Origin of the sequence: Pseudonocardia sp. D17 (genome assembly GCF_036984265.1) — a bacterium.
Taxonomy (GTDB): domain Bacteria; phylum Actinomycetota; class Actinomycetes; order Mycobacteriales; family Pseudonocardiaceae; genus Pseudonocardia; species Pseudonocardia benzenivorans.
The window spans coordinates 1-24,162 of sequence record NZ_BPRG01000042.1 but is presented as its reverse complement, the minus strand read 5'-3'; the positions used below and the strand labels follow the sequence as shown (position 1 = coordinate 24,162).

The 24,162-nt window shown below is 73.8% G+C and carries 22 protein-coding genes; 17 read left to right on the top strand and 5 right to left on the bottom strand.

Features of this window, described 5'->3' with window-relative positions; translation table 11 throughout:
• Positions 1–28: 28 nt before the first annotated feature.
• The gene (locus PSD17_RS07765) at positions 29–520 is read right to left on the bottom strand and encodes an SRPBCC family protein (RefSeq protein WP_339122261.1); all 492 of its coding nucleotides are present in this window, start codon (positions 518–520) and stop codon (positions 29–31) included.
• A 94-nt stretch (positions 521–614) separates the two neighbouring features.
• Positions 615–1,289 carry an MBL fold metallo-hydrolase gene (locus tag PSD17_RS07760; RefSeq protein WP_339122260.1) on the bottom strand — a complete coding sequence of 225 codons (675 nt, stop codon included), beginning with the start codon at positions 1,287–1,289 and terminating at the stop codon, positions 615–617.
• 461 nt (positions 1,290–1,750) lie between these two features.
• On the opposite strand from PSD17_RS07760, the gene uvrA reads away from it, so the two are divergent.
• The 7 genes from uvrA (at position 1,751) to pheT (ending at position 11,311) form a co-directional block, all read left to right on the top strand.
• Complete coding sequence (uvrA, locus tag PSD17_RS07755) at positions 1,751–4,663, top strand: excinuclease ABC subunit UvrA (RefSeq protein ID WP_339122259.1); 2,913 nt, start codon at positions 1,751–1,753, stop codon at positions 4,661–4,663.
• A gap of 722 nt (positions 4,664–5,385) precedes the next feature.
• Complete coding sequence (gene infC, locus PSD17_RS07750; RefSeq protein WP_041761682.1) at positions 5,386–6,009, top strand: translation initiation factor IF-3; 624 nt, start codon at positions 5,386–5,388, stop codon at positions 6,007–6,009.
• Between the two features lie 70 nt (positions 6,010–6,079).
• Positions 6,080–6,274 (top strand): 50S ribosomal protein L35, encoded by a 195-nt coding sequence (gene rpmI / locus PSD17_RS07745; RefSeq protein WP_013675929.1) that lies wholly within the window; start codon positions 6,080–6,082, stop codon positions 6,272–6,274.
• Positions 6,275–6,354: 80 nt separating this feature from the next.
• Positions 6,355–6,741, top strand: coding sequence for a 50S ribosomal protein L20 (gene rplT / locus PSD17_RS07740; RefSeq protein ID WP_013675928.1), 387 nt, complete (start codon positions 6,355–6,357; stop codon positions 6,739–6,741).
• Between the two features lie 8 nt (positions 6,742–6,749).
• A complete protein-coding gene (locus PSD17_RS07735; RefSeq protein WP_013675927.1) occupies positions 6,750–7,589 on the top strand; it encodes a TrmH family RNA methyltransferase in 840 nt (279 codons plus the stop codon).
• A 36-nt stretch (positions 7,590–7,625) separates the two neighbouring features.
• On the top strand, positions 7,626–8,726 hold the full coding sequence (gene pheS, locus PSD17_RS07730; RefSeq protein WP_013675926.1) for a phenylalanine--tRNA ligase subunit alpha: 1,101 nt from the start codon (positions 7,626–7,628) through the stop codon (positions 8,724–8,726).
• A 44-nt stretch (positions 8,727–8,770) separates the two neighbouring features.
• The gene (gene pheT / locus PSD17_RS07725) at positions 8,771–11,311 is read left to right on the top strand and encodes a phenylalanine--tRNA ligase subunit beta (RefSeq protein ID WP_339122258.1); all 2,541 of its coding nucleotides are present in this window, start codon (positions 8,771–8,773) and stop codon (positions 11,309–11,311) included.
• Between the two features lie 119 nt (positions 11,312–11,430).
• On the opposite strand, the gene PSD17_RS07720 is transcribed toward pheT, so the two are convergent.
• The gene (locus PSD17_RS07720; protein ID WP_339122257.1) at positions 11,431–12,225 is read right to left on the bottom strand and encodes a DNA alkylation repair protein; all 795 of its coding nucleotides are present in this window, start codon (positions 12,223–12,225) and stop codon (positions 11,431–11,433) included.
• 24 nt (positions 12,226–12,249) lie between these two features.
• Here PSD17_RS07720 and argC point away from each other — a divergent pair, with 24 nt between their 5' ends.
• From argC to argH, 8 genes are read left to right on the top strand one after another with little or no spacing between them, the layout of a single operon-like run.
• Positions 12,250–13,293 carry an N-acetyl-gamma-glutamyl-phosphate reductase gene (gene argC / locus PSD17_RS07715; RefSeq protein ID WP_013675923.1) on the top strand — a complete coding sequence of 348 codons (1,044 nt, stop codon included), beginning with the start codon at positions 12,250–12,252 and terminating at the stop codon, positions 13,291–13,293.
• Positions 13,294–13,321: 28 nt separating this feature from the next.
• Positions 13,322–14,482, top strand: a complete 1,161-nt coding sequence (gene argJ / locus PSD17_RS07710; RefSeq protein WP_013675922.1) for a bifunctional glutamate N-acetyltransferase/amino-acid acetyltransferase ArgJ — start codon at positions 13,322–13,324, stop codon at positions 14,480–14,482.
• The gene (gene argB, locus PSD17_RS07705; RefSeq protein ID WP_013675921.1) at positions 14,466–15,371 is read left to right on the top strand and encodes an acetylglutamate kinase; all 906 of its coding nucleotides are present in this window, start codon (positions 14,466–14,468) and stop codon (positions 15,369–15,371) included. Before argJ ends, argB begins: the two co-directional genes overlap by 17 nt.
• A complete protein-coding gene (locus PSD17_RS07700; RefSeq protein ID WP_339122256.1) occupies positions 15,368–16,558 on the top strand; it encodes an acetylornithine transaminase in 1,191 nt (396 codons plus the stop codon). Before argB ends, PSD17_RS07700 begins: the two co-directional genes overlap by 4 nt.
• Positions 16,555–17,499 carry an ornithine carbamoyltransferase gene (argF, locus tag PSD17_RS07695; RefSeq protein WP_013675919.1) on the top strand — a complete coding sequence of 315 codons (945 nt, stop codon included), beginning with the start codon at positions 16,555–16,557 and terminating at the stop codon, positions 17,497–17,499. The genes PSD17_RS07700 and argF overlap by 4 nt, the downstream gene beginning before the upstream one ends.
• Positions 17,496–17,984, top strand: coding sequence for an arginine repressor (locus PSD17_RS07690; RefSeq protein WP_013675918.1), 489 nt, complete (start codon positions 17,496–17,498; stop codon positions 17,982–17,984). Before argF ends, PSD17_RS07690 begins: the two co-directional genes overlap by 4 nt.
• A 25-nt stretch (positions 17,985–18,009) precedes the next feature.
• The gene (argG, locus tag PSD17_RS07685; RefSeq protein ID WP_013675917.1) at positions 18,010–19,443 is read left to right on the top strand and encodes an argininosuccinate synthase; all 1,434 of its coding nucleotides are present in this window, start codon (positions 18,010–18,012) and stop codon (positions 19,441–19,443) included.
• On the top strand, positions 19,443–20,834 hold the full coding sequence (argH, locus tag PSD17_RS07680) for an argininosuccinate lyase (RefSeq protein ID WP_103382636.1): 1,392 nt from the start codon (positions 19,443–19,445) through the stop codon (positions 20,832–20,834). The genes argG and argH overlap by 1 nt, the downstream gene beginning before the upstream one ends.
• Before the next feature lie 47 nt (positions 20,835–20,881).
• On the opposite strand, the gene PSD17_RS07675 is transcribed toward argH, so the two are convergent.
• Complete coding sequence (locus PSD17_RS07675; protein ID WP_103382637.1) at positions 20,882–21,067, bottom strand: hypothetical protein; 186 nt, start codon at positions 21,065–21,067, stop codon at positions 20,882–20,884.
• Complete coding sequence (locus PSD17_RS07670; RefSeq protein ID WP_106096864.1) at positions 21,064–21,873, bottom strand: MerR family transcriptional regulator; 810 nt, start codon at positions 21,871–21,873, stop codon at positions 21,064–21,066. Before PSD17_RS07670 ends, PSD17_RS07675 begins: the two co-directional genes overlap by 4 nt.
• 58 nt (positions 21,874–21,931) lie before the next feature.
• Here PSD17_RS07670 and PSD17_RS07665 point away from each other — a divergent pair, with 58 nt between their 5' ends.
• On the top strand, positions 21,932–22,570 hold the full coding sequence (locus PSD17_RS07665; protein ID WP_233899081.1) for a DNA-3-methyladenine glycosylase: 639 nt from the start codon (positions 21,932–21,934) through the stop codon (positions 22,568–22,570).
• Positions 22,571–22,769: 199 nt separating this feature from the next.
• A complete protein-coding gene (locus tag PSD17_RS07660) occupies positions 22,770–22,964 on the top strand; it encodes a hypothetical protein (protein WP_143770546.1) in 195 nt (64 codons plus the stop codon).
• The last annotated feature ends 1,198 nt before the right edge of the window (positions 22,965–24,162 follow it).

Below are 24,162 nucleotides of genomic sequence, written 5' to 3'. Positions count from 1 at the left end.
ATGGTGAACAGGGTGTGCGAGCGGGCGGTCAGCGCGGCGCGACGGTCCGGTGGAGGATGCCCAGCGTCGCCTTGAGCGCCGACTCGGAGATCACCGGGAAGATGTCGCGTGCCCGCCAGACCGGGTCGATGCCGGACCAGTCGTAGTAGGAGACGACGCGGGTGCCGCCCTCGGTCGGCTGGAGCCGGTAGCCGTAGACGTGCCCGATCGGCGGGCGCACGACCCCGACGATCGTCCAGGAGATCTCCCGGTCGGGCTCGAACGTGCCGATCGTGACCGTGACGTCGTACTGCCCGAGCGGCACGTCGCCGAGCGCCTCCCGGTCCATGTGGACGACGAACGTGTCGCCCGACGCCGTGACGCGCTCGCCGGACGCGCCCATGAGCATCCCCGAGGAGTCGATCGCGACGTGGCCGCGCGGGTCGGTGAGCACCGCGAAGATCGCCGACGGCTCGGCCGGGATCGTCCGCGCGACCTCGATGCGTTCACGGGTGCCGTCCTGGACATCGCCCTGCGTCATGCGCCCATCGTCGCACCCGGCCGATCTCCGGTCGCGCGCGTCGCGCGGGCCTCCGGTCGACGAGACCTCGTCGCCGCCCGGTGGCCGGGCGCCGCTACCAGCCGCGGGCCTTCCACTCCGGCAGGCTCGGGCGCTCGCGGCCGAGCGTCGAGTCGTCGCCGTGGCCCGGGTAGAACCACGTCTCGTCGGGCAGCGGACCGAAGACCCGGGCCTCCAGGTCGCCCACGAGCGAGCCGAAGTCCTCGGCCGACCACGTCTTGCCCGGGCCACCGGGGAACAGCGAGTCGCCGGTGAACAGGTGGGGTCCGTCGGCGCCGCGGTAGAGCAGCGCGATCGAGCCGGGTGTGTGCCCGCGCAGGTGGATGACCTCGAGCTCGATCTCGCCGAACGCGATCGTGTCGCCGTCCTCGACGACCTCGTCCATCGGGATCGGCAGCGACGGCGCGTCGAGCGGATGGGCGATCTGGCGCGTCTGGAACATGCCCGCGACGGCCCCGAGCGCCTGCCAGTGGTCGTCGTGCCGGTGCGTCGTGACGAGGTGGCGGAGCTCCGGCCGGTCGGGCCCGCTGCCCACGAGATCGGCGATCCGCTCCGGTTCGTTCGCCGCGTCGATCAGCAGCGCCTCGTGCGTGGCCGTGCAGACCAGCAGGTAGGCGTTGTTGTCCATGGGGCCGACCGAGACCTTGGAGATCGTCAGCGGGCCGAGGTCGCGGCGGATGGCCGCGCCGCCGGGGTCGGTGTGACCGGTGTACTCGTCGAGGACGTCCACGGCGGAAACCTTAGCGGCGGTGACCTCGGCGTCGACGTCCGCGGCGGCGACCCGGCAGGCCGACCCGGCGGGTGACATCGGCCGGGTGACATCGGCGGGGTGCCAGCGGCCGGGTGACGACGGAGGGGTGACAGCGGCGGGGTGACAGCGGCGGGGTGACAGCGGCGGGCGCCCCGCCGCGCGGGCCGTCGAACATGTGTGCGACTCTGGTCGGGCTCCCGGTCCGGTGGGACGTCCCACGGATGATCCGCGGCGGCCGGGGCGTTGGACACGACGACACCGCGGCCCGTGTCGGCGGCCCGCGCGCGCACGGCTCGGCGCGCGCCGCGGACCACCCACCGGACGGCCGCCGGGCGAGCGGTTCCTGTCGGACCCCCCGCCTAGCATGGGCGGGGATGTCGACGGGTCCGGTGAACGAGATCCGGGTATCAGGGTCCAGGAGCCGTCGGGAGGGGCACACCGTGGCGGATCGTCTCGTCGTGCGAGGCGCGCGCGAGCACAACCTGCGCGGGGTCGATCTCGACATCCCGCGCGACAGCCTCGTGGTGTTCACGGGCCTGTCCGGCTCGGGGAAGTCGAGCCTGGCGTTCGACACGATCTTCGCCGAGGGCCAGCGGCGCTATGTCGAGTCGCTGTCGGCGTACGCCCGGCAGTTCCTCGGCCAGATGGACAAGCCCGACGTCGACTTCATCGAGGGGCTCTCCCCGGCGGTGTCGATCGACCAGAAGTCGACGAACCGCAACCCCCGCTCGACGGTGGGCACGATCACCGAGGTCTACGACTACCTGCGGCTGCTCTACGCGCGCGCGGGCGTCCCGCACTGCCCGGTGTGCGGGCACGTCATCGAGAAGCAGACGCCGCAGCAGATCGTCGACCAGGTCCTCGCCATGACGGAGGGCACCCGCTTCCAGGTGCTGGCGCCCGTCGTGCGCACCCGCAAGGGCGAGTTCGTCGACCTGTTCACCACCCTGCAGGCGCAGGGCTACTCGCGGGTGCTCGTCGACGGCACGGTGCACCCGTTGTCCGACCCGCCGAAGCTCAAGAAGCAGGAGAAGCACGACATCGCGGTGGTCGTCGACCGGCTGGTCGTGCGGCCGTCGTCGAAGCAGCGGCTCACCGACTCGGTCGAGACGGCGCTGCGCCTGGCCGACGGGCTCGTCGTGCTCGAGTTCGTCGACCTGGAGGCCGGCGACCCGCAGCGGGAGCGCCGCTTCTCCGAACGGATGGCGTGCCCCAACGGCCACCCGCTGGGCCTCGACGAGCTCGAGCCCCGCACGTTCTCCTTCAACTCGCCCTACGGCGCGTGCCCGACCTGCAGCGGCATCGGCACGAAGAAGGAGGTCGACCCCGAGCTCGTCGTCCCCGACCCCGAGAAGAGCCTGGCCGACGGCGCGATCGCGCCCTGGGCGGGCGGGCACACCTCGGAGTACTTCGGGCGGCTGCTGGGCGGGCTGGCCGGCACCATCGGGTTCCGGATGGACACCCCGTGGCGCAAGCTCGACGACGCGGCCCGCAAGGCCGTCCTGCACGGCACCGACGACCAGGTCCACGTCCGCTACCGCAACCGGTACGGCCGGGAGCGCAGCTACTACGCGAACTTCGAGGGCGTCATCCCGTTCCTGGAGCGCCGGCTCGACCAGACGGAGTCGGAGTCGCAGCGCGAGCGCTACGAGGGCTACATGCGCGACGTGCCCTGCCCCGCCTGCAAGGGCGCGCGGCTCAAGCCCGAGGTCCTCGCCGTCACGCTCGAGCACCGCGACCAGGGCGATCGGTCGATCGCCGAGGTCTCGGCGATGTCGGTGGCCGAGTGCTCGGCGTTCCTCGACGGGATGGTCCTCGACGCGCGCCAGGCGATGATCGCCGGCCGGGTCCTCAAGGAGGTGCAGGCGCGGCTCGGCTTCCTGCTCGACGTCGGGCTCGACTACCTCTCGCTCGACCGCGCCGCCGGCACGCTCTCCGGCGGCGAGGCGCAGCGGATCCGGCTCGCGACGCAGATCGGGTCCGGCCTGGTCGGCGTGCTCTACGTGCTCGACGAGCCGTCGATCGGCCTGCACCAGCGCGACAACCGCCGGCTGATCGACACGCTGACCCGGCTGCGCGACCTCGGCAACACACTGATCGTCGTCGAGCACGACGAGGACACGATCCGCGCGGCCGATTGGGCCGTCGACATCGGACCGGGCGCGGGCGAGCACGGCGGCCACATCGTCCACAGCGGATCGGTCGCAGGCCTCGAGTCGCACGACACGTCGCTGACCGGCGCCTACCTGTCGGGTCGCCGGAGCATCCCGGTGCCGGCCCGGCGCCGCCCGCTCGACCGCAAGCGGACGCTCACGGTCGTCGGCGCCCGGGAGCACAACCTGCGGGGGATCGACGTCGAGATCCCGCTCGGCGGGCTCGTCGCCGTCACCGGTGTCTCCGGGTCGGGCAAGTCCACCCTGGTCAACGACATCCTCGCGACCGTGCTCGCGAACCGGCTCAACGGTGCCCGCCAGGTGCCCGGCCGGCACACCCGGATCAACGGGGTCGAGGAGCTCGACAAGCTCGTCCGGGTCGACCAGTCGCCGATCGGACGCACCCCGCGCTCCAACCCTGCCACCTACACCGGCGTGTGGGACAAGATCCGCACGCTGTTCGCGTCGACGACCGAGGCCAAGGTGCGCGGCTACCAGGCCGGGCGGTTCTCCTTCAACGTCAAGGGCGGCCGCTGCGAGGCGTGCTCCGGCGACGGCACGATCAAGATCGAGATGAACTTCCTGCCCGACGTGTACGTGCCCTGCGAGGTCTGCCACGGCGCCCGGTACAACCGGGAGACCCTCGAGGTCCACTACAAGGGCAAGACGGTCGCCGACGTCCTCGACATGCCGATCGAGGAGGCCGCCGAGTTCTTCGAGCCGATCTCCTCGATCAGCCGTTACCTGAAAACGCTGGTCGACGTGGGTCTCGGCTACGTCCGGCTGGGCCAGCCCGCGCCGACGTTGTCGGGCGGTGAGGCGCAGCGCGTCAAGCTCGCGAGCGAGCTGCAGAAGCGGTCCAACGGCCGGACCATCTACATCCTCGACGAGCCGACGACCGGCCTGCACTTCGAGGACATCCGCAAGCTGCTGCTGGTGATCAACGGACTGGTCGACAAGGGCAACTCGGTCGTCGTCATCGAGCACAACCTCGACGTCATCAAGACCGCGGACTGGGTCGTCGACATGGGCCCCGAGGGCGGCTCGGGCGGTGGCACGGTCGTCGCGGAGGGAACGCCGGAGCAGGTCGCGGCCGTCGAGGGGAGCTACACCGGGCAGTTCCTGCGCGGTCTGGTGACGCCCGAGGTGCCGAAGAAGGTCCGCAGGCCCGCCCGCCGGAAGGCCGCGGCGGCGAGCTGACCGGCCGCCGCACCGGCCGTGACCGATCGGTGCGGCAGGTCGTGCGGACTCGTCGGGGGACGAGCCGGTAGAGGCGGAAGAAGTCGTCGTCGACGTCGAGCACGTCGTCGTCGGCGAATCCGGCCTCGGACGCGTAGCGGCGCAGCGTGTCGGGCCGCATCACGGTTCCGGTGGCCGCGGTCCGTGGATGGCACATGCCGTCGGGCAGTTTCCGGGTGGGGCCCCCGATCGACCGGCTCGTCGACCTCGTGCGGGTCGAGGCCGCGCCGGGCGACCCGGCGGCCGCGGTGCCCACGCTCGTCGCGCGGCTGCGCCGGGCGCTCGCGACTCCACCTCCCGGACCTGCGCCGCGCCCGTCTCGCCGCAGGTGGACGACTCGACGACGCCGCCGCGATCGCGCTCGCCCGTCGTCCGGCCAGGGGTGCGGGGTCGGTGTCGGGGTCGGTGTCGCCCGGGGCCTCGGACCCGGCACCGACCCCGGGTGACCCGGTGGGAGGGGGCGTGTACCCTTCGGAATGCGACCACCCTGTCGCGCGTTGACTTTTTCGCGCTGTTCGCAGCGCGGATCAGCAACACCGTGTCAGGGCGATCAAGTGGAGCCCCGCTCCCACCCGCAGTCACCCCAGGTGGCCGGGTCCAGGTCCGATGCCGAGGCGGCGCATGCCGTCCGCCTCGTCGTCGAATCCCGGGTCTCTCTTGTCGTCGCCGAGCACACGACGTCTATACGAGGAGACCCCATCAGCACAGAGACGCGCATCAACGACCGCATCCGAGTTCCCGAGGTCCGGCTCGTCGGGCCGAACGGCGAACAGGTCGGCATCGTGCGTATCGAGGACGCCCTGCGGCTGGCGCAGGAGGCCGAGCTCGACCTCGTCGAGGTCGCGGCCCAGGCCCGGCCGCCCGTCTGCAAGCTCATGGACTTCGGCAAGTTCAAGTACGAGAGCGCGCAGAAGGCCCGCGAGTCCCGCCGCAACCAGCAGCTCACGGTGATCAAGGAGCAGAAGCTCCGGCCGAAGATCGACACCCACGACTACGAGACCAAGAAGCGCAACGTCGTGCGCTTCCTCGAGGGTGGGAACAAGGTCAAGGTGACGATCATGTTCCGCGGCCGCGAGCAGTCCCGCCCCGAGCTGGGGTTCCGGCTGCTGCAGCGACTGGCCGAGGACGTCGTGGACCTGGGGGTCGTCGAGGCCGCGCCGAAGCAGGACGGCCGCAACATGACGATGGTGATCGCTCCGCTCAAGAAGCCGGCCAAGCGCCCGGCCCACGCCGACAACGCGGCGGCCGACGGCGCGGGTGCCGACGCTGCGGGCGACGCCGCCCCGGCCGACGAGTCGCAGGCCTGACCGGCCCGCTCCGCCGACCACCGCACGCCCCCACCGACGTCCCCGGACGTCACACGTGAACGGATCAGCCATGCCCAAGAACAAGACCCACAGCGGTATCTCGAAGCGGATCAAGGTGACCGGCAGCGGCAAGCTCCGCCGGCAGCAGACGGGTCTGCGCCACCGGCTCGAGGTCAAGTCGAGCAAGGAGACCCGCGACCTGTCGGGCACCGTGCCCGTGGCCAAGGCCGACGTGAAGCGCGTCAAGAAGCTGCTCGGGCGCTGAGCCACCGACCCCGCTGACCCCGGCCGACGCCGGCGACCACGCTCGCCCGGACCGGCCGACCGAGAGACAGGACCACACCCATGGCACGCGTGAAGCGCGCGGTCAACGCCCAGAAGAAGCGCCGCACCACCCTCGAGGCGGCGAGCGGATACCGGGGCCAGCGTTCCCGCCTGTACCGCAAGGCGAAGGAGCAGATGCTCCACTCGCTGAACTACGCCTACCGGGACCGTCGCGCCAAGAAGGGCGAGTTCCGGCAGCTGTGGATCACCCGCATCAACGCGGGCGCCCGCGCCAACGGCATGACCTACAACCGCTTCATCCAGGGCCTCAAGGCCGCGGGTGTCGAGGTCGACCGCAAGAACCTGTCGGAGCTCGCGATCAGCGACCCGGCCGCCTTCACCGCTCTGGTCGAGCTGGCCAGGGCCAACGTCCCGGCCCAGGGCGCGCAGGACGGCAACGCCGCCTGAGCGAGCCCGTGCTCGGAACAGAACGCACCCCGCGCGTCGCGGCAGCCCGGAAGCTGCTGCGGCGCGCGGGTCGTGAACGGGCCGGTCGCTTCCTCGTCGAGGGCGCCCAGGCCGTCCGCGAGGCGCTGGCCGCGCCGCAGGCCGTCCACGAGCTGTTCGTGACCACCGACGCCGCGCAGCGCCATCCCGAGCTCGTCGCCGCCGCCCGTACTGCGGGGGCCCGCGTCGTCGACGTCACCGACGGCGCCGCCGCGAGCCTGTCCGACACCGTCACCCCGCAGGGCCTCGTCGCGGTCTGCGACCTGCTCGACGTTCCGCTCCCGCAGGCGCTGGGTGCTGCGCCGCAGCTGGTGGCCGTGCTCGTCGGTGTCGCCGACCCGGGCAACGTCGGCACCGTGGTCCGGTGCGCCGACGCCGCGGGCGCCGACGCCGTGCTGCTCGCGGGCGACACCGTCGACCCGCACAACGGGAAGGCCGTCCGCGCCTCGACCGGCAGCGTCTTCCATCTGCCGCTCGCCCGTGACCGCGACGCGGGCGCGGTGCTCGCCGCGTGCCGTGCCGCCGGGCTCGTCCTGCTGGCCGCCGACGCGCACGGTGAGCTGGACCTGCACGACCCCGCGGCGGACGCCGTACTGGGCGGCCGGGTCGCCTGGGTGTTCGGCAACGAGGCCCACGGCGTCCCCGACGAGGTGCTCGCCGCCGCCGACCACCGGGTGTCGGTCCCGATCCACGGCCGCGCCGAGAGCCTCAACCTGGCTACCGCCGCCGCGATCTGCCTCTACGGCTCGGTCGCAGCCAGGACCCGGCGGCAGGGTGCGGATCCGGCGGGGATGCGCAGGTCGGGCTGAGGGCCCGACGGCCCCGCGCCTAGGATCGGCGCCACCATGAGTGACAGCACGCAGGAGAAGGCCCCGGCCGGGGACGGCACGGCCGCCGGCCCGCTCGACGCCGCCACCCTCGACGCCGCGGCGGACGCCGCGATCGCCGCCTTCGCCGCGGCCCCCGACCTGGCCGCGCTCGCGGCCGTGCGGCCGGCGCACCTGGGCGACAAGGCGCCGCTGCTGCTGGCCCGTCGCGAGCTGGGTTCGCTGCCGGGACCCCAGCGGGCCGAGGCGGGCAAGCGGGTCAACGCGGCGCGGGTCCGCGTGCAGGAGGCGTTCGACGCCCGGCGCGAGGTCCTGGTCGCCGAGCGCGACGCGCGGGTCCTCGTCGAGGAGTCCGTCGACGTCACGCTGCCGTGGGACCGCACACCGCGGGGCGCCCGGCACCCGATCACCCAGATCGCCGAGCAGATCGGCGACGTGTTCGTCGCGATGGGCTGGGAGATCGCCGAGGGCCCGGAGGTCGAGGCGTCCTGGCTCAACTTCGACGCCCTGAACTTCGGCAAGGACCACCCCGCCCGCACCATGCAGGACACGTTCTACCTGCGTGAGGACCACGAGACCGGGAAGGTCGACACCGCGTCCTCGACGCTGGTGCTGCGCACCCACACCTCCCCGGTGCAGGTCCGCGCGCTGCTGGAGCGGGAGCTGCCCGTCTATGTCGTGTGCCCGGGGCGGACGTTCCGCACCGACGAGCTCGACGCCACCCACACGCCCGTGTTCCACCAGGTCGAGGGCCTCGCCGTCGACAAGGGGATCACGATGGCCCACCTCAAGGGCACGCTCGACGCGTTCGCCCGCGCGATGTTCGGCGCGGACTCGCGGACGCGGCTGCGCCCGTCGTACTTCCCCTTCACCGAGCCGTCGGCCGAGGTCGACGTCTGGTTCCCGGAGAAGAAGGGCGGCGCCGGCTGGGTCGAGTGGGGCGGCTGCGGCATGGTGAACCCCAACGTCCTGCTCTCGGCCGGTGTCGACCCCGAGGTGTACTCCGGGTTCGCGTTCGGCATGGGGCTGGAACGGACGCTGCAGTTCCGCAACGGCCTGCCCGACATGCGTGACATGGTCGAGGGCGACGTCCGTTTCAGCCGGGCCTTCGGGGTCTGACCCCGCCACCCCCGCGAACACCACCGCAGAATCCTGGAGAACTCGTGCGCGTCCCCGTGTCCTGGCTGGCCGACCACGTCGAGGGCGACCTGCCCGCCGACGCCGACGAGATCGGCGAGGCGTTCGTGCGGGTCGGCCTCGAGATCGAGGACGTCCACCGCGCCGAGGAGATCACCGGACCGCTCGTCGTCGGCCGGGTCCTGGAGATCACCGAGCTCACCGAGTTCAAGAAGCCGATCCGCTACTGCCGGGTCGACGTGGGCGACGAGCACAACGACCCGGCGGGCGACGACCCGGCGGGCGGGACGGGCGGTGGCTCGCGCGGCATCGTGTGCGGCGCCCGCAACTTCGTCGTCGGTGACCTGGTCGTCGTCGCGCTGCCGGGCAGCGTCCTGCCCGGCGGGTTCGCCATCGCCGCGCGCAAGACGTACGGGCACGTCTCCGACGGGATGATCGCCTCGGCCCGCGAGCTGGGCATCGGGTCCGACCACGCCGGCATCCTCGTGCTGCCCGAGGGCACCGCCGTCCCCGGCGACGACGCCCGCCCGGTCCTGGGCATCGACGACCCGGTGATCGAGCTGAACGTGACGCCCGACCGCGGGTACTGCTTCTCGGTCCGCGGCCTGGCCCGCGAGCTGGCCGCGTCGTTGGGGCGCGACTTCACCGATCCGGCCGCGCGCGTCGCGGTGCCCGCCGAGGCGGCCGAGTCCTGGCCGGTGCGGCTCGACGACGCCGAGGGCTGCCCGCGCTTCGTCGCCCGCCGCGTCACCGGGGTCGACCCGAACGCGCCCAGCCCGTGGTGGCTGCGCCGCCGGTTGCTGGCGGCGGGGATGCGCCCGATCTCGCTGACCGTCGACGTCACCAACTACGTGATGATCGAGCTCGGCCAGCCGTTGCACGCCTACGACGCGTCGCGGCTGCAGGGCCCGATCGTGGTGCGCAGGGCCCGGGCCGGGGAGAAGCTGCGCACGCTCGACGACGCCGAGCGCGCGCTCGACCCCGACGACCTGCTCATCACCGACGACTCGGGCCCGATCGGCCTGGCGGGCGTCATGGGCGGCGCGAGCACCGAGATCCCGGAGACGCACGAGCCGGGCGCGACGATCGACGTGCTCATCGAGGCCGCGCACTTCGACCCGGCGACGATCGCGCGCGGCGCGCGCCGGCACAAGCTGCCCAGCGAGGCCTCGCGGCGTTTCGAGCGGGCCGTCGACGCGCAGCTGCCGCCCGTCGCGGCCGAGCGCGCCGCGCAGCTGCTCGTGGAGCACGGCGGCGGCACGATCGTCGCCGGCCGCACCGACGTCGGCGCGGCGCCGGTGCCCGCCCCGGTGCGCATGGCGCTGGACCTGCCCGACCGCACCGCGGGTGTGGCGTACGCCCGCGGCGCGACCGTGCAGCGGCTGACCCAGATCGGCGCGACCGTCGAGCTGGAGACGGGCCCCGACGGCAAGGGCGTCGTCGTCGCCACGCCGCCGTCGTGGCGGCCCGACCTCGCGATGGCGGCCGACCTCGTCGAGGAGGTGCTGCGGCTCGAGGGCCTCGACGTCATCCCGTCGGTGCTCCCGTCGGCCCCCGCGGGCCGCGGCCTGACCGCGGCGCAGCGACGCCGCCGCGCGGTGTCGCGGGCGTTGGCGGAGGCGGGCTACGTCGAGGTGCTGCCGTTCCCGTTCGTCGGCGATGCCGTGTGGGACGCGTTCGGGCTGGCCGCCGACGACGTGCGCCGGCGCACCGTCACGGTCGTCAACCCGCTCGACGCCGAGCGCGGCTCGCTGGCGACGACGCTGCTGCCGGGCCTGCTGGACGCCGTGGTGCGCAACCGGTCCCGTGGCCTCGACGACGTCGCGCTGTTCCACGTCGGGCAGGTCGTGCTGCCGCACGCGCAGCCCGTCGCGATGCCCGAGCCCGGAGTCCGGGTGCGGCCGAGCGCCGCCGAGTACGCCCAGATCGACGCCGCGCTGCCCGCCCAGCCGCAGCACGTCGCCGTCGTCCTCGCCGGTGAGCGCGAGCCGCGCGGCTGGTGGGGCCCGGGCCGCGAGGCCGGCTGGGCCGACGCGGTCGAGGCCGCGCGGCTGGTCGGCCGGGTCGCGGGCGTCGAGCTGCGCGTGACCAAGGGCGAGCTCGCCCCGTTCCATCCGGGGCGCACCGCGGTGCTGCGCGTCGGCGACTTCCCGGTCGGTCACGCCGGCGAGCTGCACCCCAAGGTCGTCGAGGCACTGGGGCTGCCGCCGCGGACGTGCGCGATGGAGCTCGATCTCGACCTGGTCCCGCTGACCGACCCGCGGCCGGTCCCGCGCGTGTCGCCGTACCCGCCGGTCGCCGTCGACGTCGCGCTGGTGACCCCCGACGACGTGCCGGTGGCCGACGTCGCCGACGCGCTGGAGGAGGGTGGCGGCGAGCTGCTCGAGGAGGTCCGGCTCTTCGACGTCTACAGCGGTGCGCAGGTGGGGGAGGGCCGGCGCTCGCTGGCGTTCTCGCTGCGTTTCCGGGCCGACGACCGGACGCTGACCAGCGAGGAGGCCAACGCCGCACGCGACGCGGCGGTGGCGCTCGCCGGCAGCCGCACGGGCGCGGAGCTGCGGGGCTGACGGGGCCGGTCGAGCGGCTCCACCGGGCGCCGTCCTCCTCGGCCTGGCCGCGGAAGGGGACAGGACGCCGCAGTCGCGCGGGACGCGCGGTGCGGCCGTCGGGCCGGTTCGGACGGATGTCAGAGGCGCTTGAGCGCCTCCCGCCGGGACAGCGGCGACAGCTGCGGGTGCGCGTCGACGAACGCGCGCACCCAGCCCGGGTCGGTGCGGGCATGCTGGCGCAGCGCCCAGCCGATGCCCTTGCGCAGGAAGAAGTCCCGGTCGTCGATGCTGGCCTCGATCGCGTCGGTGAGGAGGTCGAGGTCGGTGTCGCCCTTGGCCTGCAGCTGGCAGATGATCGAGGTGCGGCGCAGCCACGGGTCGGGGTCGGTCGACCAGGCCCGCACCACGGGGGTCAGCTCGGCGGGATGGGCGCGCAGGAGCGCTCCCACGCGCCGCGACGCGATCTCGTCGACGTGGTCCCACCACGCCCCGGTGACGATCCAGTGCCGCAGCCGCGGCACCCAGGAGACGTCGACGAGCCGCGCGTAGCGGCGGTGCCCGACCAGCCCCGACGCGAGGTAGCGCTCCTCGCGCCGGGTCGCCCCGTCCCACAGCGCGTCGGCCGCGGCCCCGACCTCCCCACCGCCCGGTCCGCTCCCGTCGAGGGGATGCTCGTCGACGAGCCGGCGCAGGAGCGTCTCGCGCGCCGGGGCGGGGACGCCGTGGAACGGCATCTCCGATTTCATGTAGCGCTGCATGGCGGCGGCCGCGACGGGATCGCCGAGCTGCGCCAGCCCGGTGCGGACGGCCTCGACCAGCGCGGCCGCGGCAGCGGCGAGCGGGGCCGGGACGGCCGGGGTGGGGGTGGCGGTGACGGGCGCGTCGGTCACGTGGCGCACACTACGGCCGCGCACCGACGAAACGCGTTGCATCTGAATTCGTCGACGTGCATACTCATGCACATGATCAGGGCAGCGGTGGCGGGCGCGAGCGGGTACGCGGGAGGCGAGCTGCTCCGGCTGCTGCTCGCCCATCCCGACGTGGAGATCGGGACGGTGAGCGCGGGCGGGAACGCCGGGACCCGGTTGGGGGAGCTGCAGCCGCACCTGCTCCCGCTGGCCGACCGGGTGCTCGCCGAGACGACCGTCGAGAACCTCGCGGGGCACGACGTCGTCTTCCTCGCGCTGCCGCACGGGCACTCCGCCGAGATCGCCGCCCAGCTGGGCGAGGACGTGCTCGTCGTCGACTGCGGGGCCGACCACCGGCTCGCCGACGCGGACGACTGGGAGAAGTGGTACGGCGGCCCGCACTCCCCGAACTGGCCCTACGGGCTGCCCGAGCTGCCCGGCGGGCGCGACGCGCTGCGCGGCACCAGGCGCGTCGCCGTTCCCGGCTGCTACCCGACGGTCTCCAGCCTCGCGCTGGCCCCGGCGCTGGTGGCGGGTCTCGTCGAGCGCGAGGTCGTCATCACGGCGGTGTCCGGGACGTCGGGCGCGGGCAAGTCGCCCAAGCCGCACCTGCTCGGCTCCGAGGTGATGGGGTCGCTGTCGGTCTACGGCGTCGGCGGCGCGCACCGGCACACCCCCGAGATCGCCCAGAACCTCTCGCATGCGACGGGCGGCCCCGTGGCCGTGAGCTTCACCCCGGTGCTCGCCCCGCTCCCGCGTGGCATCCTCGCCTCCTGCTCGGCCGCGCTCGCCGCCGACGTCGACCCGGCCGGCGCCGCCGACGCCGCCCGCGCGGTCTACGAGAAGGCCTACGCCGACGAGCCGTTCGTGCACCTGCTGCCCGTGGGCCAGTGGCCCACGACGGGCGCCGTGCTGGGGTCGAACGCCGTCACCCTGCAGGTCGCCGTCGACGTCGCGGCGCGGCGGCTGGTCGTCGCCGCCGTGGTCGACAACCTGGCCAAGGGCACCGCGGGCGCGGCCGTGCAGTGCATGAACATCGCGCTCGGCCTGCCCGAGACGGCCGGGCTGCCGCTCACCGGCGTCGCTCCCTGATCAGTACGCTCCCCGAAGGACTTCCGACATGACCGTCACCACCCCGCGCGGGTTCCGGGCCGCGGGCGTCGCCGCCGGGCTCAAGGCCTCCGGCGCGCTCGACCTCGCGCTCGTCGTCAACGACGGGCCCGAGCACCACGCGGCAGGTGTCTTCACCCGCAACAAGGTCAAGGCCGCGCCCGTCCTCTGGTCCCAGCAGGTACTCACCACCGGCACACTCACCGCTGTCGTCCTCAACTCCGGCGGGGCCAACGCCTGCACCGGTCCCGAGGGCTTCCAGGTCGCCCACGCGACGGCCGAGAAGGCCGCCGAGCTGCTGGACTGCGGCGCGATCGACGTCGCCGTCTGCTCGACCGGGCTGATCGGCAAGCAACTGCCGCGCGAGGTCGTCCTCGCCGGCGTGGAGAAGGCCTCGGCAGCGCTCGACACGTCGGGCGACGCGGCGCTCGCGGCCGCCACCGCGATCATGACGACCGACACCGTCGCCAAGCAGGCCGTGCACGTCGACCCCGCGGGGTGGAGCGTCGGCGGCCTCACGAAGGGCGCCGGGATGATCGCGCCGTCGATGGCGACGATGCTCTCGGTCGTCACCACCGACGCCGTCGTCGACCCGGACTCGCTGGAGGAGGTGCTGCGGGCCGCGGTCCGCGTCAGCTTCGACCGGCTCGACGTCGACGGGTCGATGTCGACCAACGACACCGTCCTGCTGCTCGCCTCCGGCGCGTCCGGGGTGCGGGCCGACGCGCAGGCGCTGACCGCGGCCGTCACCGCGGTCTGCCGCGACCTGGCCCGGCAGATGCAGGCCGACGCCGAGGGCGTCACCAAGCGGATTGTCGTGCGGGTCACCGGCGCGCGGACCGAGGACGAGGCCGTCGTCGTCGCCCGGACGGTCGCGCGCGACTCGCTGGTCAAGACCGCGCTGTTCGGGTCCGACGGCAACTGGGGCCGGGTCGCGGCCGCCGTCGGCTACTCCGACGCGCACGTCGACCCCGACCGCATCGACATCACGATCAACGGTGTCCGGCTGTGCACGGGCGGCGTCGCGGCGGGCGGGCGCACCGACGCCGACCTGTCCGGCCCGGACATCGTCGTCGACATCGCCCTGGGACTGGGCGACGGCGCCGGGGAGATCCTCACCACCGACCTCTCGCACGCCTACGTGGAGGAGAACAGTGCCTACCCCTCCTGAACCGGGCGCCGCCGCCGCGCGGCTCAAGCGCGCCGGTGAGAAGGCGGGCGTGCTCGCCGAGGCGCTGCCGTGGCTGCAGCGCTTCCACGACAAGATCGTCGTCGTCAAGTACGGCGGCAACGCGATGATCGACGACGAGCTCAAGCAGGCCTTCGCCCAGGACATGGTGTTCCTGCGGCTGGCCGGCATCCACCCGGTCGTCGTGCACGGCGGCGGCCCGCAGATCAGCGCGATGCTCGACCGCCTCGGGCTGCCGGGGGAGTTCCGCGGCGGCCTGCGGGTCACCACGCCCGAGACCGTGGACGTCGTGCGCATGGTGCTCGTCGGCCAGGTCGGGCGCGAGCTCGTCGGGCTGATCAACCAGCACGGGCCGTACGCCGTCGGGCTGTCCGGCGAGGACGCGGGGATGTTCACCGCGGAGAAGCGCACGGCGCTCGTCGGCGGCGAACCGGTCGACATCGGGCTGGTCGGCGACGTCGTCGCGGTCAACCCCGACGCGGTGCTCGACATCGTCGCCGCCGGGCGCATCCCGGTCGTCGCCGGCGTGGCACCCGACGTCGACGGGCAGGTCTACAACATCAACGCCGACAGCGCCGCCGCGGCGCTCGCCGGCGCCCTCGACGCCGCGAAGCTCGTGGTGCTCACCGACGTCGAGGGGCTCTACGCGAACTACCCCGACCCCGACTCGATCATCAGCGAGCTCACCGCCGACCAGCTGGAGCCGATGCTCCCGACGCTGGAGAGCGGCATGGCGCCGAAGATGGAGGCCTGCCTGCGGGCGGTGCGCGACGGGGTCGGCCAGGCACACGTGATCGACGGGCGGGTACCGCACTCGGTGCTGCTCGAGGTGTTCACGTCCGAGGGAGTCGGAACGATGGTGATCCCATGACCGAGACAGGATCGACGCGGACCTACGCCGACAGGTGGCAGGCCGCGATGATGAACAACTACGGCACCCCGCCGCTCGCGCTGGTGCGCGGCCAGGGCGCCGAGGTCTGGGACGCCGACGGCCGACGCTACCTCGACCTGCTGGGCGGCATCGCCGTCAACGCGCTCGGGCACGCCCACCCGGCCGTCGTGGAGGCGGTCACCCGCCAGGTCTCGACGCTGGGCCACACGTCGAACCTCTACGTCAACGAGCCGGCGCTCGCGCTGGCGGAGAAGCTCCTGGAGCTGCTCGGCGTCCCCGGTGCGCGCGTGCTGTTCGGCAACTCGGGGGCCGAGGCCAACGAGGCCGCGTTCAAGATCGCGCGGCGCACCGGCCGGCTGAACATCATCGCCGCGGAGAACGCGTTCCACGGCCGCACGATGGGCGCGCTCGCACTCACCGGACAGCCGGCGAAGCGGGCGCCGTTCGAGCCGATGCCGGCCGGCGTCTCGCACATCCCGTACGGCGACGTCGACGCGCTCGACCAGGCCGTCGACTCCGACACCGCCGCGGTGGTGCTCGAACCGATCATGGGTGAGGCCGGGGTGATCATCCCGCCGGAGGGCTACCTGCGGGCCGCCCGCGAGATCACGGCCGAGCGGGGGGCGTTGCTGGTCCTCGACGAGGTGCAGACCGGTATCGGCCGCACCGGTGCCTGGTTCGCCCACCAGCCCCTGGGCGTCGTCCCCGACGTCGTGACCCTCGCGAAGGGGCTCGGCGGCGGGCTGCCGATCGGCGCCTGCATCGGCATCGGCGCGGCAGGTGAGCTGCTCGAACCCGGTCACCACGGCACGACGTTCGGCGGCAACCCGATCAGCTGCGCCGCCGCGCTCGCGGTGCTGTCGACGATCGAGTCCGACGGCCTGCTCGACCACGTGACGCGCGTCGGCAAGGAGATCGTCACCGGCGTCGAGGGCCTCGGCCACCCGCTGGTCGACCACGTCGACGCCGCCGGCCTGCTCGTGGGCATCGCGCTGACCGCGCCGGTCTCGGCCGATGTGGCCAACGGGGCGCGCGACGCGGGCTTCCTCGTCAACAACGCCGTGCCCGACCGCGTCCGGCTCGCCCCGCCGCTGGTCCTCACCGAGTCCCAGGCGGGCGAGTTCCTGGCGGCACTCCCCGGAATCCTCGACGGAGCGGCACCGTGATCCGCCACCTCCTGCGCGACGACGACCTCACCCCCGACGAGCAGCGGGAGGTCCTCGACCTCGCCGACGCCATGAAGGCCGACCGGTTCGCCCACACGCCGCTCGCGGGGCCGCGGTCGGTCGCGGTGATCTTCGACAAGTCCTCGACCCGGACCAGGGTGTCGTTCGAGGTCGGCATCGCCGAGCTCGGTGGCAACCCCCTGATCATGGACGCCGGGTCGAGCCAGCTCGGCCGCGGCGAGACGATCTCCGACACGGCCCGGGTGCTGTCGCGCTACGTCGACGCGATCGTGTGGCGCACCGGCGCGCAGACCCGCGTCGACGAGATGGCCGCCGCGGCGACCGTGCCGGTGGTCAACGCGCTGACCGACGAGTTCCACCCCTGCCAGGTGCTGGCCGACCTGCAGACGATCCGCGAGCGCAAGGGCAGGCTCGCGGGGCTCACGCTGACCTACTTCGGCGACGGCGCCAACAACATGGCCCACTCGCTGCTGCTCGGCGGCGCGACGGCCGGGCTGCACGTGCGCATCTGCGCGCCGCAGGGCTTCGCCCCGCACCCGCAGTTCCTCGCCGACGCCAAGGCCCGCGCGGCCGAGACCGGCGGCGGCGTCGACGTCGTCGCCGACCCGCAGGCCGCGGCCGACGGTGCCGACGTCCTGGTCACCGACACGTGGGTGTCGATGGGCCAGGAGAACGACGGCCTCGACCGGACCGCGCCGTTCCGCGCGATGCAGCTCAACGCGGACCTGGTCGCCCGCGGCGCCGCCGACGCGATCGTGCTGCACTGCCTGCCCGCGCACCGCGGCGACGAGATCACCGACGACGTGATCGACGGTCCGGCGTCGGCCGTGTGGGACGAGGCCGAGAACCGGCTGCACGCGCAGAAGGCCCTGCTCACGTGGCTGTTGCAGCGGTCGGGGTCGGAGCGGTCCCGACGATGACCGTTGCGCGCAGCGGCGCCGCGTCCCGGGCGACGCGGCAGGCGAGGATCGTCGAGCTGATCGCCTCCCGGGCGGTGCGCAGCCAGGGGGAGCTGCTCGCGCTGCTCGCCGATGCCGGGATCGAGACGACCCAGGCCACCCTGTCGCGCGACCTCGACGAGCTCGGTGCGGTCAAGGTGCGCGGCGCCGACGGCGGCACGGCGGCCTACGTCATCCCGGAGGACGGCAGCCCCGTCCGCGGGGTCGAGGGCGGCACCGCCCGGCTGTCGCGGTTGCTGGGGGAGCTGCTCGTCTCCGCCGACCACAGTGGCAACCTTGCCGTGCTGCGCACCCCACCCGGCGCGGCGCACTACCTGGCCAGCGCGCTCGACCGGGCCGCCCTGCACGACGTCGTCGGCACCGTCGCCGGCGACGACACCCTGATGGTGGTGGCGCGCGAGCCGCTCACCGGCGCACAGCTCGTCGCCCGCCTGCGCGACCTCTGAACCTCGACCAAGGAGCACCCAACCCGTGAGCAAGGTCCTGACCTCACTCCCCGCGGGCGAGCGCATCGGCATCGCCTTCTCCGGGGGCCTCGACACGTCCGTGGCGGTGGCCTGGATGCGCGACAAGGGCGGGATCCCCTGCACCTACACCGCCGACCTCGGCCAGTACGACGAGCTCGACATCTCCGGCGTGCCGGCCCGCGCGAAGCAGTACGGCGCCGAGATCGCCCGCGCCGTCGACATCAAGCCGCAGCTCGTCGCCGAGGGCCTCGCCGCGCTCGCGTGCGGGGCGTTCCACATCCGCAGCGGCGGCCGCACGTACTTCAACACCACGCCGCTGGGCCGTGCCGTCACCGGGACGCTGCTGGTCCGCGCGATGCAGGCCGACGACGTCAACATCTGGGGCGACGGCTCGACCTTCAAGGGCAACGACATCGAGCGGTTCTACCGCTACGGCCTGCTGGCCAACCCCGAGCTGCGCATCTACAAGCCGTGGCTCGACGCCGACTTCGTCGAGGAGCTCGGCGGGCGCGACGAGATGAGCCGCTGGCTCACCGCCCACGGCCTGCCCTACCGCGACTCCGCCGAGAAGGCCTACTCCACCGACGCCAACATCTGGGGCGCGACGCACGAGGCCAAGACCCTCGAGCACCTCGACGTGTCGCTGGAGACCGTCGAGCCGATCATGGGCGTCAAGTTCTGGGACCCGTCGGTCGAGATCGGCACCGAGGACGTCTCGATCACCTTCGAGGCCGGCTACCCGGTCGCGATCAACGGCAAGCGGTTCGCCGACGACGTCGCGCTCGTCCTGGAGGCCAACGCGATCGGCGGCCGGCACGGCCTGGGCATGTCCGACCAGATCGAGAACCGGATCATCGAGGCCAAGTCGCGCGGCATCTACGAGGCGCCGGGTATGGCGCTGCTGTTCATCGCCTACGAGCGGCTGGTCAACGCGATCCACAACGAGGACACCGTCGCGAACTACCACAACGAGGGCCGCAAGCTGGGCCGGCTGCTCTACGAGGGCCGCTGGCTCGACCCGCAGGCGCTGATGGTCCGCGAGTCGGTGCAGCGCTGGATCGCGTCGCTGGTCACCGGCACCGTCACGCTGCGGCTGCGCCGCGGCGACGACTACTCGATCCTCGACACCCGGGGTGAGGGCTTCTCCTACCACCCGGAGCGGCTGTCGATGGAGCGCGTCGAGAACGCCGCGTTCGGCCCGACCGACCGGATCGGCCAGCTCACCATGCGCAACCTCGACATCGCCGACTCCCGGGCGAAGCTGGAGGCCTACGCAGGCCAGCCGCTGGAGCAGGGGACGGTGCTCGTCGAGCACGGCACGCTGTTCGGGGAGCTGCCCGCGGGCGGTTTCGACTCGATCGCCGCCGCCGACGAGGACGTCGAGCCCGACGCCGAGCGGCCGCTCGACGAGGCCGCGCTCGAAGCCGGGAACGACTGATGGCGCTGTGGGGCGGGCGGTTCGAGGGCGGGCCCGCCGACGCACTGGCCGCGCTGAGCAAGTCCACGCAGTTCGACTGGCGGCTCGCGCCCTACGACCTGCGGGCGTCGATGGCGCACGCGCGGGTGCTGCACGCCGCGGACCTGCTCACCGACGACGAGCTCGCCGGCATGCTCGACGCGCTGGCCAAGCTCGCCTCCGACGTCGAGACCGGGGTGTTCGGCCCCGCCCCCGACGACGAGGACGTGCACTCCGCGCTGGAGCGCGGCCTCATCGAGCGGGCCGGACCCGACCTGGGCGGCAAGCTCCGTGCGGGTCGCTCCCGCAACGACCAGGTCGCGACGCTGTTCCGGATGTGGCTGCGCGACGCCGCCCGCCGCGTCGGCGCGGGCGTGCTCGACGTCGTCGACGCGCTCGTCGAGCAGGCCACGGCGCACGCCGACGCCCCGATGCCCGGGCGCACCCATCTGCAGCACGCCCAGCCCGTGCTGCTCGGCCACCACCTCGCCGCGCACGCCCACGCGCTGCTGCGCGACGTCGACCGGCTGCGCGACTGGGACCGGCGCACCGCGGTGTCGCCCTACGGGTCCGGTGCGCTCGCGGGCTCGTCGCTGGGGCTCGACCCCGAGGCCGTCGCCGCCGAGCTGGGCTTCGACGGGAGTGCCGCGAACTCCATCGACGGCACCGCCGCCCGCGACTTCGCCGCCGAGGCGGCGTTCGTGCTGGCCATGATCGGCGTGGACCTGTCCCGGATCGCCGAGGAGGTCATCGTCTGGGCGACGGCGGAGTTCTCCTACGTCACGCTCGACGACGCGTTCTCCACCGGCAGCTCGATCATGCCGCAGAAGAAGAACCCCGACGTCGCGGAGCTGGCGCGCGGCAAGGCGGGCCGGCTGATCGGGAACCTCGCCGGGCTGCTGGCCACGCTCAAGGGCCTGCCGCTGGCCTACAACCGCGACCTGCAGGAGGACAAGGAACCGCTGTTCGACTCGGTCGAGCAGCTCGACCTGTTGCTGCCCGCGGTCGCCGGCATGGTCTCGACGCTGGTCTTCCACACCGACCGGCTGGCGGAGCTGGCCCCCGCGGGCTTCACGCTGGCGACCGACGTCGCCGAGTGGCTCGTCCGGCAGGGGGTGCCCTTCCGCGTCGCGCACGAGGCGGCCGGGGGCTGCGTCCGCGCCGCCGAGGCCCGCGGCGTCGGGCTCGAGGACCTCACCGACGACGAGCTCGCCGGCGTCCATCCGGCGCTCACCCCGCAGGTCCGCGAGGTCCTGACGGTTGCCGGGTCGATTGCCTCCCGCGACGCCCGCGGCGGCACCGCGGGCCCGCGCGTCGCCGAGCAGCTCGACGGCCTGCGCACCGCCGTCGCCGCAGCGCGGGAGTGGCTGTAGCGGCGGGCGGGCAGACCTCGGCCCTGCGCGCACGACACCGCGCCGCGTCAGGGACCGTACCGCTCGTCGGTCCGGGGCGGCGGCCGTCGCCACAGGCGCTGGACGAGGGCGAGCACGATCACGGCGGCCACGACCGCGAACACCACGTCCCAGCCCACCACCCCGGTGGCGGCCAGCACGACGAGGACGGCCACCGGCAGCCCGAGCGGGAGGACCGACGTCGCGGCGTTCATCGGCGCGCCGCCCTGGCCTGCTCGACGTAGTCGGCGAGGTCGCGCCACGACGCCGCGACCTCGGCCGGCTGGCCCGACATCGCCGCCGGGTCCTCGCGCCACGCCCGGCGTACCCCACCCCCGCTCGGCGCCCCGCCGCTGCCCGGGGTCGCGCCGCCCGCGGTGTCGTGCGGGCGCTGCCCGTCGCGGCTGCCGCCGACGAGCGCCGACAGCTCGTCGAGGCGGGTGGCGATCCGGCGCATCCGTGGGTCGTCGGTCGGGACGCCGTCACGTCGCAGGGCGTCGGCCTCCCGGTAGAGCTGGGGCCACTCGACCTCCAGCAGGTACGGCAACGCCGGTCCGGCCTGCGGGGCGCCCTCGGCGAGCGCGGCGCGTTCCTCGTCGTCGAGATGACGGTCGAGCAGTGCCTGCACGCCCGGCCGGGCGTCGCGCATGAGCGTCAGCAGCTCGCGGGGGTCACCGAGGTGCGTCCCGGCGCCCGCCCGTTCGCGGACGTCCGCGACCCGGGCGCGCAGCCGTCCGAGCTGCTCGATGGTCACGTCGAGCTGCGCCAGCTGGTCGGTGAGCAGCCGCGGCGCGTCGACGGGCGCCGCGAGACACGTCCGGATCGACTCCAACGGCAGCCCGAGATCGCGCAGTACGAGGATCACGTACAGCCGCGCCAGGTCGTCCGCGGTGTAGGCCCGGTGCCCGCCGTCGCTCCGCAGCGTCGGGCTGAGCAGCCCGATCTCGTCCCAGTGATGGAGCGTGCGCACCGTCAGCCCGCTCGTCTCGGCGACCGCGCCGACCTTCCAGGTCCCGTCCATGACGCGATCATGCGACCTCACGCCGCGTGAGGTGCAAGCCCGACGTAGCATCCGCCGCGTGCCGGACCCGCTCGTGAGTCGTGCCGAGCTCGCCGCCGACGTCCTCCAGGTCGCCCCCCGCCTGCTCGGCACGGTGCTCGAGGCCGACACGCCCGACGGCCCGGTCGCCGTCCGCGTCGTCGAGGTCGAGGCCTACCGCGCCGCCGACGATCCCGCGTCGCACAGCTACCGGGGCCGGACCCCGCGCAACGCCGTGATGTTCGGTCCGGCGGGCCACCTGTACGTCTACTTCGTGTACGGGATGCACTTCTGCGCCAACGTGTCCTGCCTCCCGGACGGCGAGGCGGGCGCGGTGCTGCTGCGCGCGGGTGAGGTGCTCTCCGACCTGGGGGTGGCGCGCCTGCGGCGCCCGACCGCCCGCCGGGACGACGACCTCGCCCGCGGCCCCGCCCGGCTCGCGTCGCTGCTCGGGCTGCGGCGCGAGCACAACGGCATCGACGTCACCGACGCCGCGTCGCCGGTGCGGCTGCGCGTGGGGGAGCGGGTCCCGGACAGCCGGATCGCGACGGGACCCCGCGTCGGCGTCGCGGCCGCGGCGGCGTTGCCGTGGCGGTTCTGGGACGCCGCGTCCCCCGCGGTCAGCGCATACCGGCCGGGCCGGGAGCGGCACCGGATCGCGCCCGGACGCAAGCGATAGGGCAGCCTGCGTGCACGCGCGGTACGCCCGTTCGTCGTCCTCGCCTCCCTGGTCGCGCTGCTGGCCGTCGCTGCTGTGTGGGGGACGTGATCCGTCGACGGGCTCGGCCGCGCCGTCCGGGTCAGCGGGCGCCGCGTTCCCCGCGACCGTCAGCCACACGTTCGATACGACGACCGCTCCGGCCGCTCCGCAGCGTGCCGTGTCGCTCGGCTGCACCGACCAGGACGCGATCCTCGCGCCGGGGGTCGTGCCCGTCGCGATCCGCGAGTTCACCGGCAACCGGCCGCCGGCGACGTGGCCGTGGGCGCAGCCCGGACTCGCCCGCCGGACGCCGACCGTGCCGCCGGTCGGTGACGTGTCCACGGAGTCGGTCGCCGCACCGGGCCGGACCTGATCGCCGGCATCTCGGCGGGCCGCGCCCAGGAGCAGTACGGCATTTACTCCACGATCGCGCCGACGGTCGCCGCCCTGCCCGGGTTCGTCGACCACGGCACGCCGTGGCAGGACGCCACCAGGCTGACCGGACTGGCGCTGGGCAGGTCGACCGAGGCCGAGAAGCCGGTCGCCGACCTCGAGGCGCGGCTCGCGCGGGCCAGGCAGCAGTACCCGGCGCTGCAGGAGCTGCGGGTGTGCTTCCTCGAGGCGCTCGGCCTGACGACCGCCCGCCGGGTTCGACCTGCTCGCCGGCAACCGGTTCTCCGCCCGGATCAGCACCGAACAGCTGGGCACGCTCGACCAGGCCGACCTCCTCGTCCTGATCACGGCGTCCGCGCAGGAGCGGGCGGCGTGCGGGCGCTCCCCGGCTACGCCGACCTGACGGCGGTGCAGCAGAACCGGACCGTCGCGTCGACGACCGGCAGTCCGCCGCCCTGTCGTTCAGCAGCGTGGAGGGCCTCCCGGCGGTGCTCGGCACCCTGCCCGGCCGGCTCGCGAGCACGGTCGGCGGACCGTCCGACGTCCCGCCTGCGCGCCCGGTGTCCACCCGGCCACCGGGCGCGTCGCGTTGTCCGGCACGACGAACCCGCTGTGCCGCAGGGCATGCGGGCACCGAACGGCCGGGCACCGACCCGCGGCGCGTCGCCGTGCCGCCGCACGCCGCTCGCGGCGGCCCGGGCGCACCGGGCGGACGAGGTGCGCGGCGATCACCCGGGGGACCGGACGCGGCGGCCGGGGCACGGGCCGGTCTCCCTCGGCGCCCTCGTGCCGGATTCGAGGCATCGCACACTGCGTGAGCTGGGAGAACAACGAAAAGGGACCCCCCCTGCAGAAGGCCTCGTGGGGTCGTGTAACTTTCTCCAGGTCGCCACGGCGGGCAGCACGACAGACCGGGACGGTTCTCCGGCCCAGAGTCAGCCCGACAGACGGCGACAACCTCCGGCAGGACGAACACTTCGGTGTAGGCCTGACGGGCGTGGGCCGAGCGGGTTGACCCCGGCACTCTGGACCACGTAACATAAGAAAGTTGCTCCGGACCCGGTCCGCGTGGCAGCATGACAGACAAGCCCCGGACGTCGCTCGCAAGGCGATCATGGTGTGCGGGTGTCTTTTGAGAACTCAACAGTGTGTCGAGCTTGTTTTTCGGATTGGCGGTT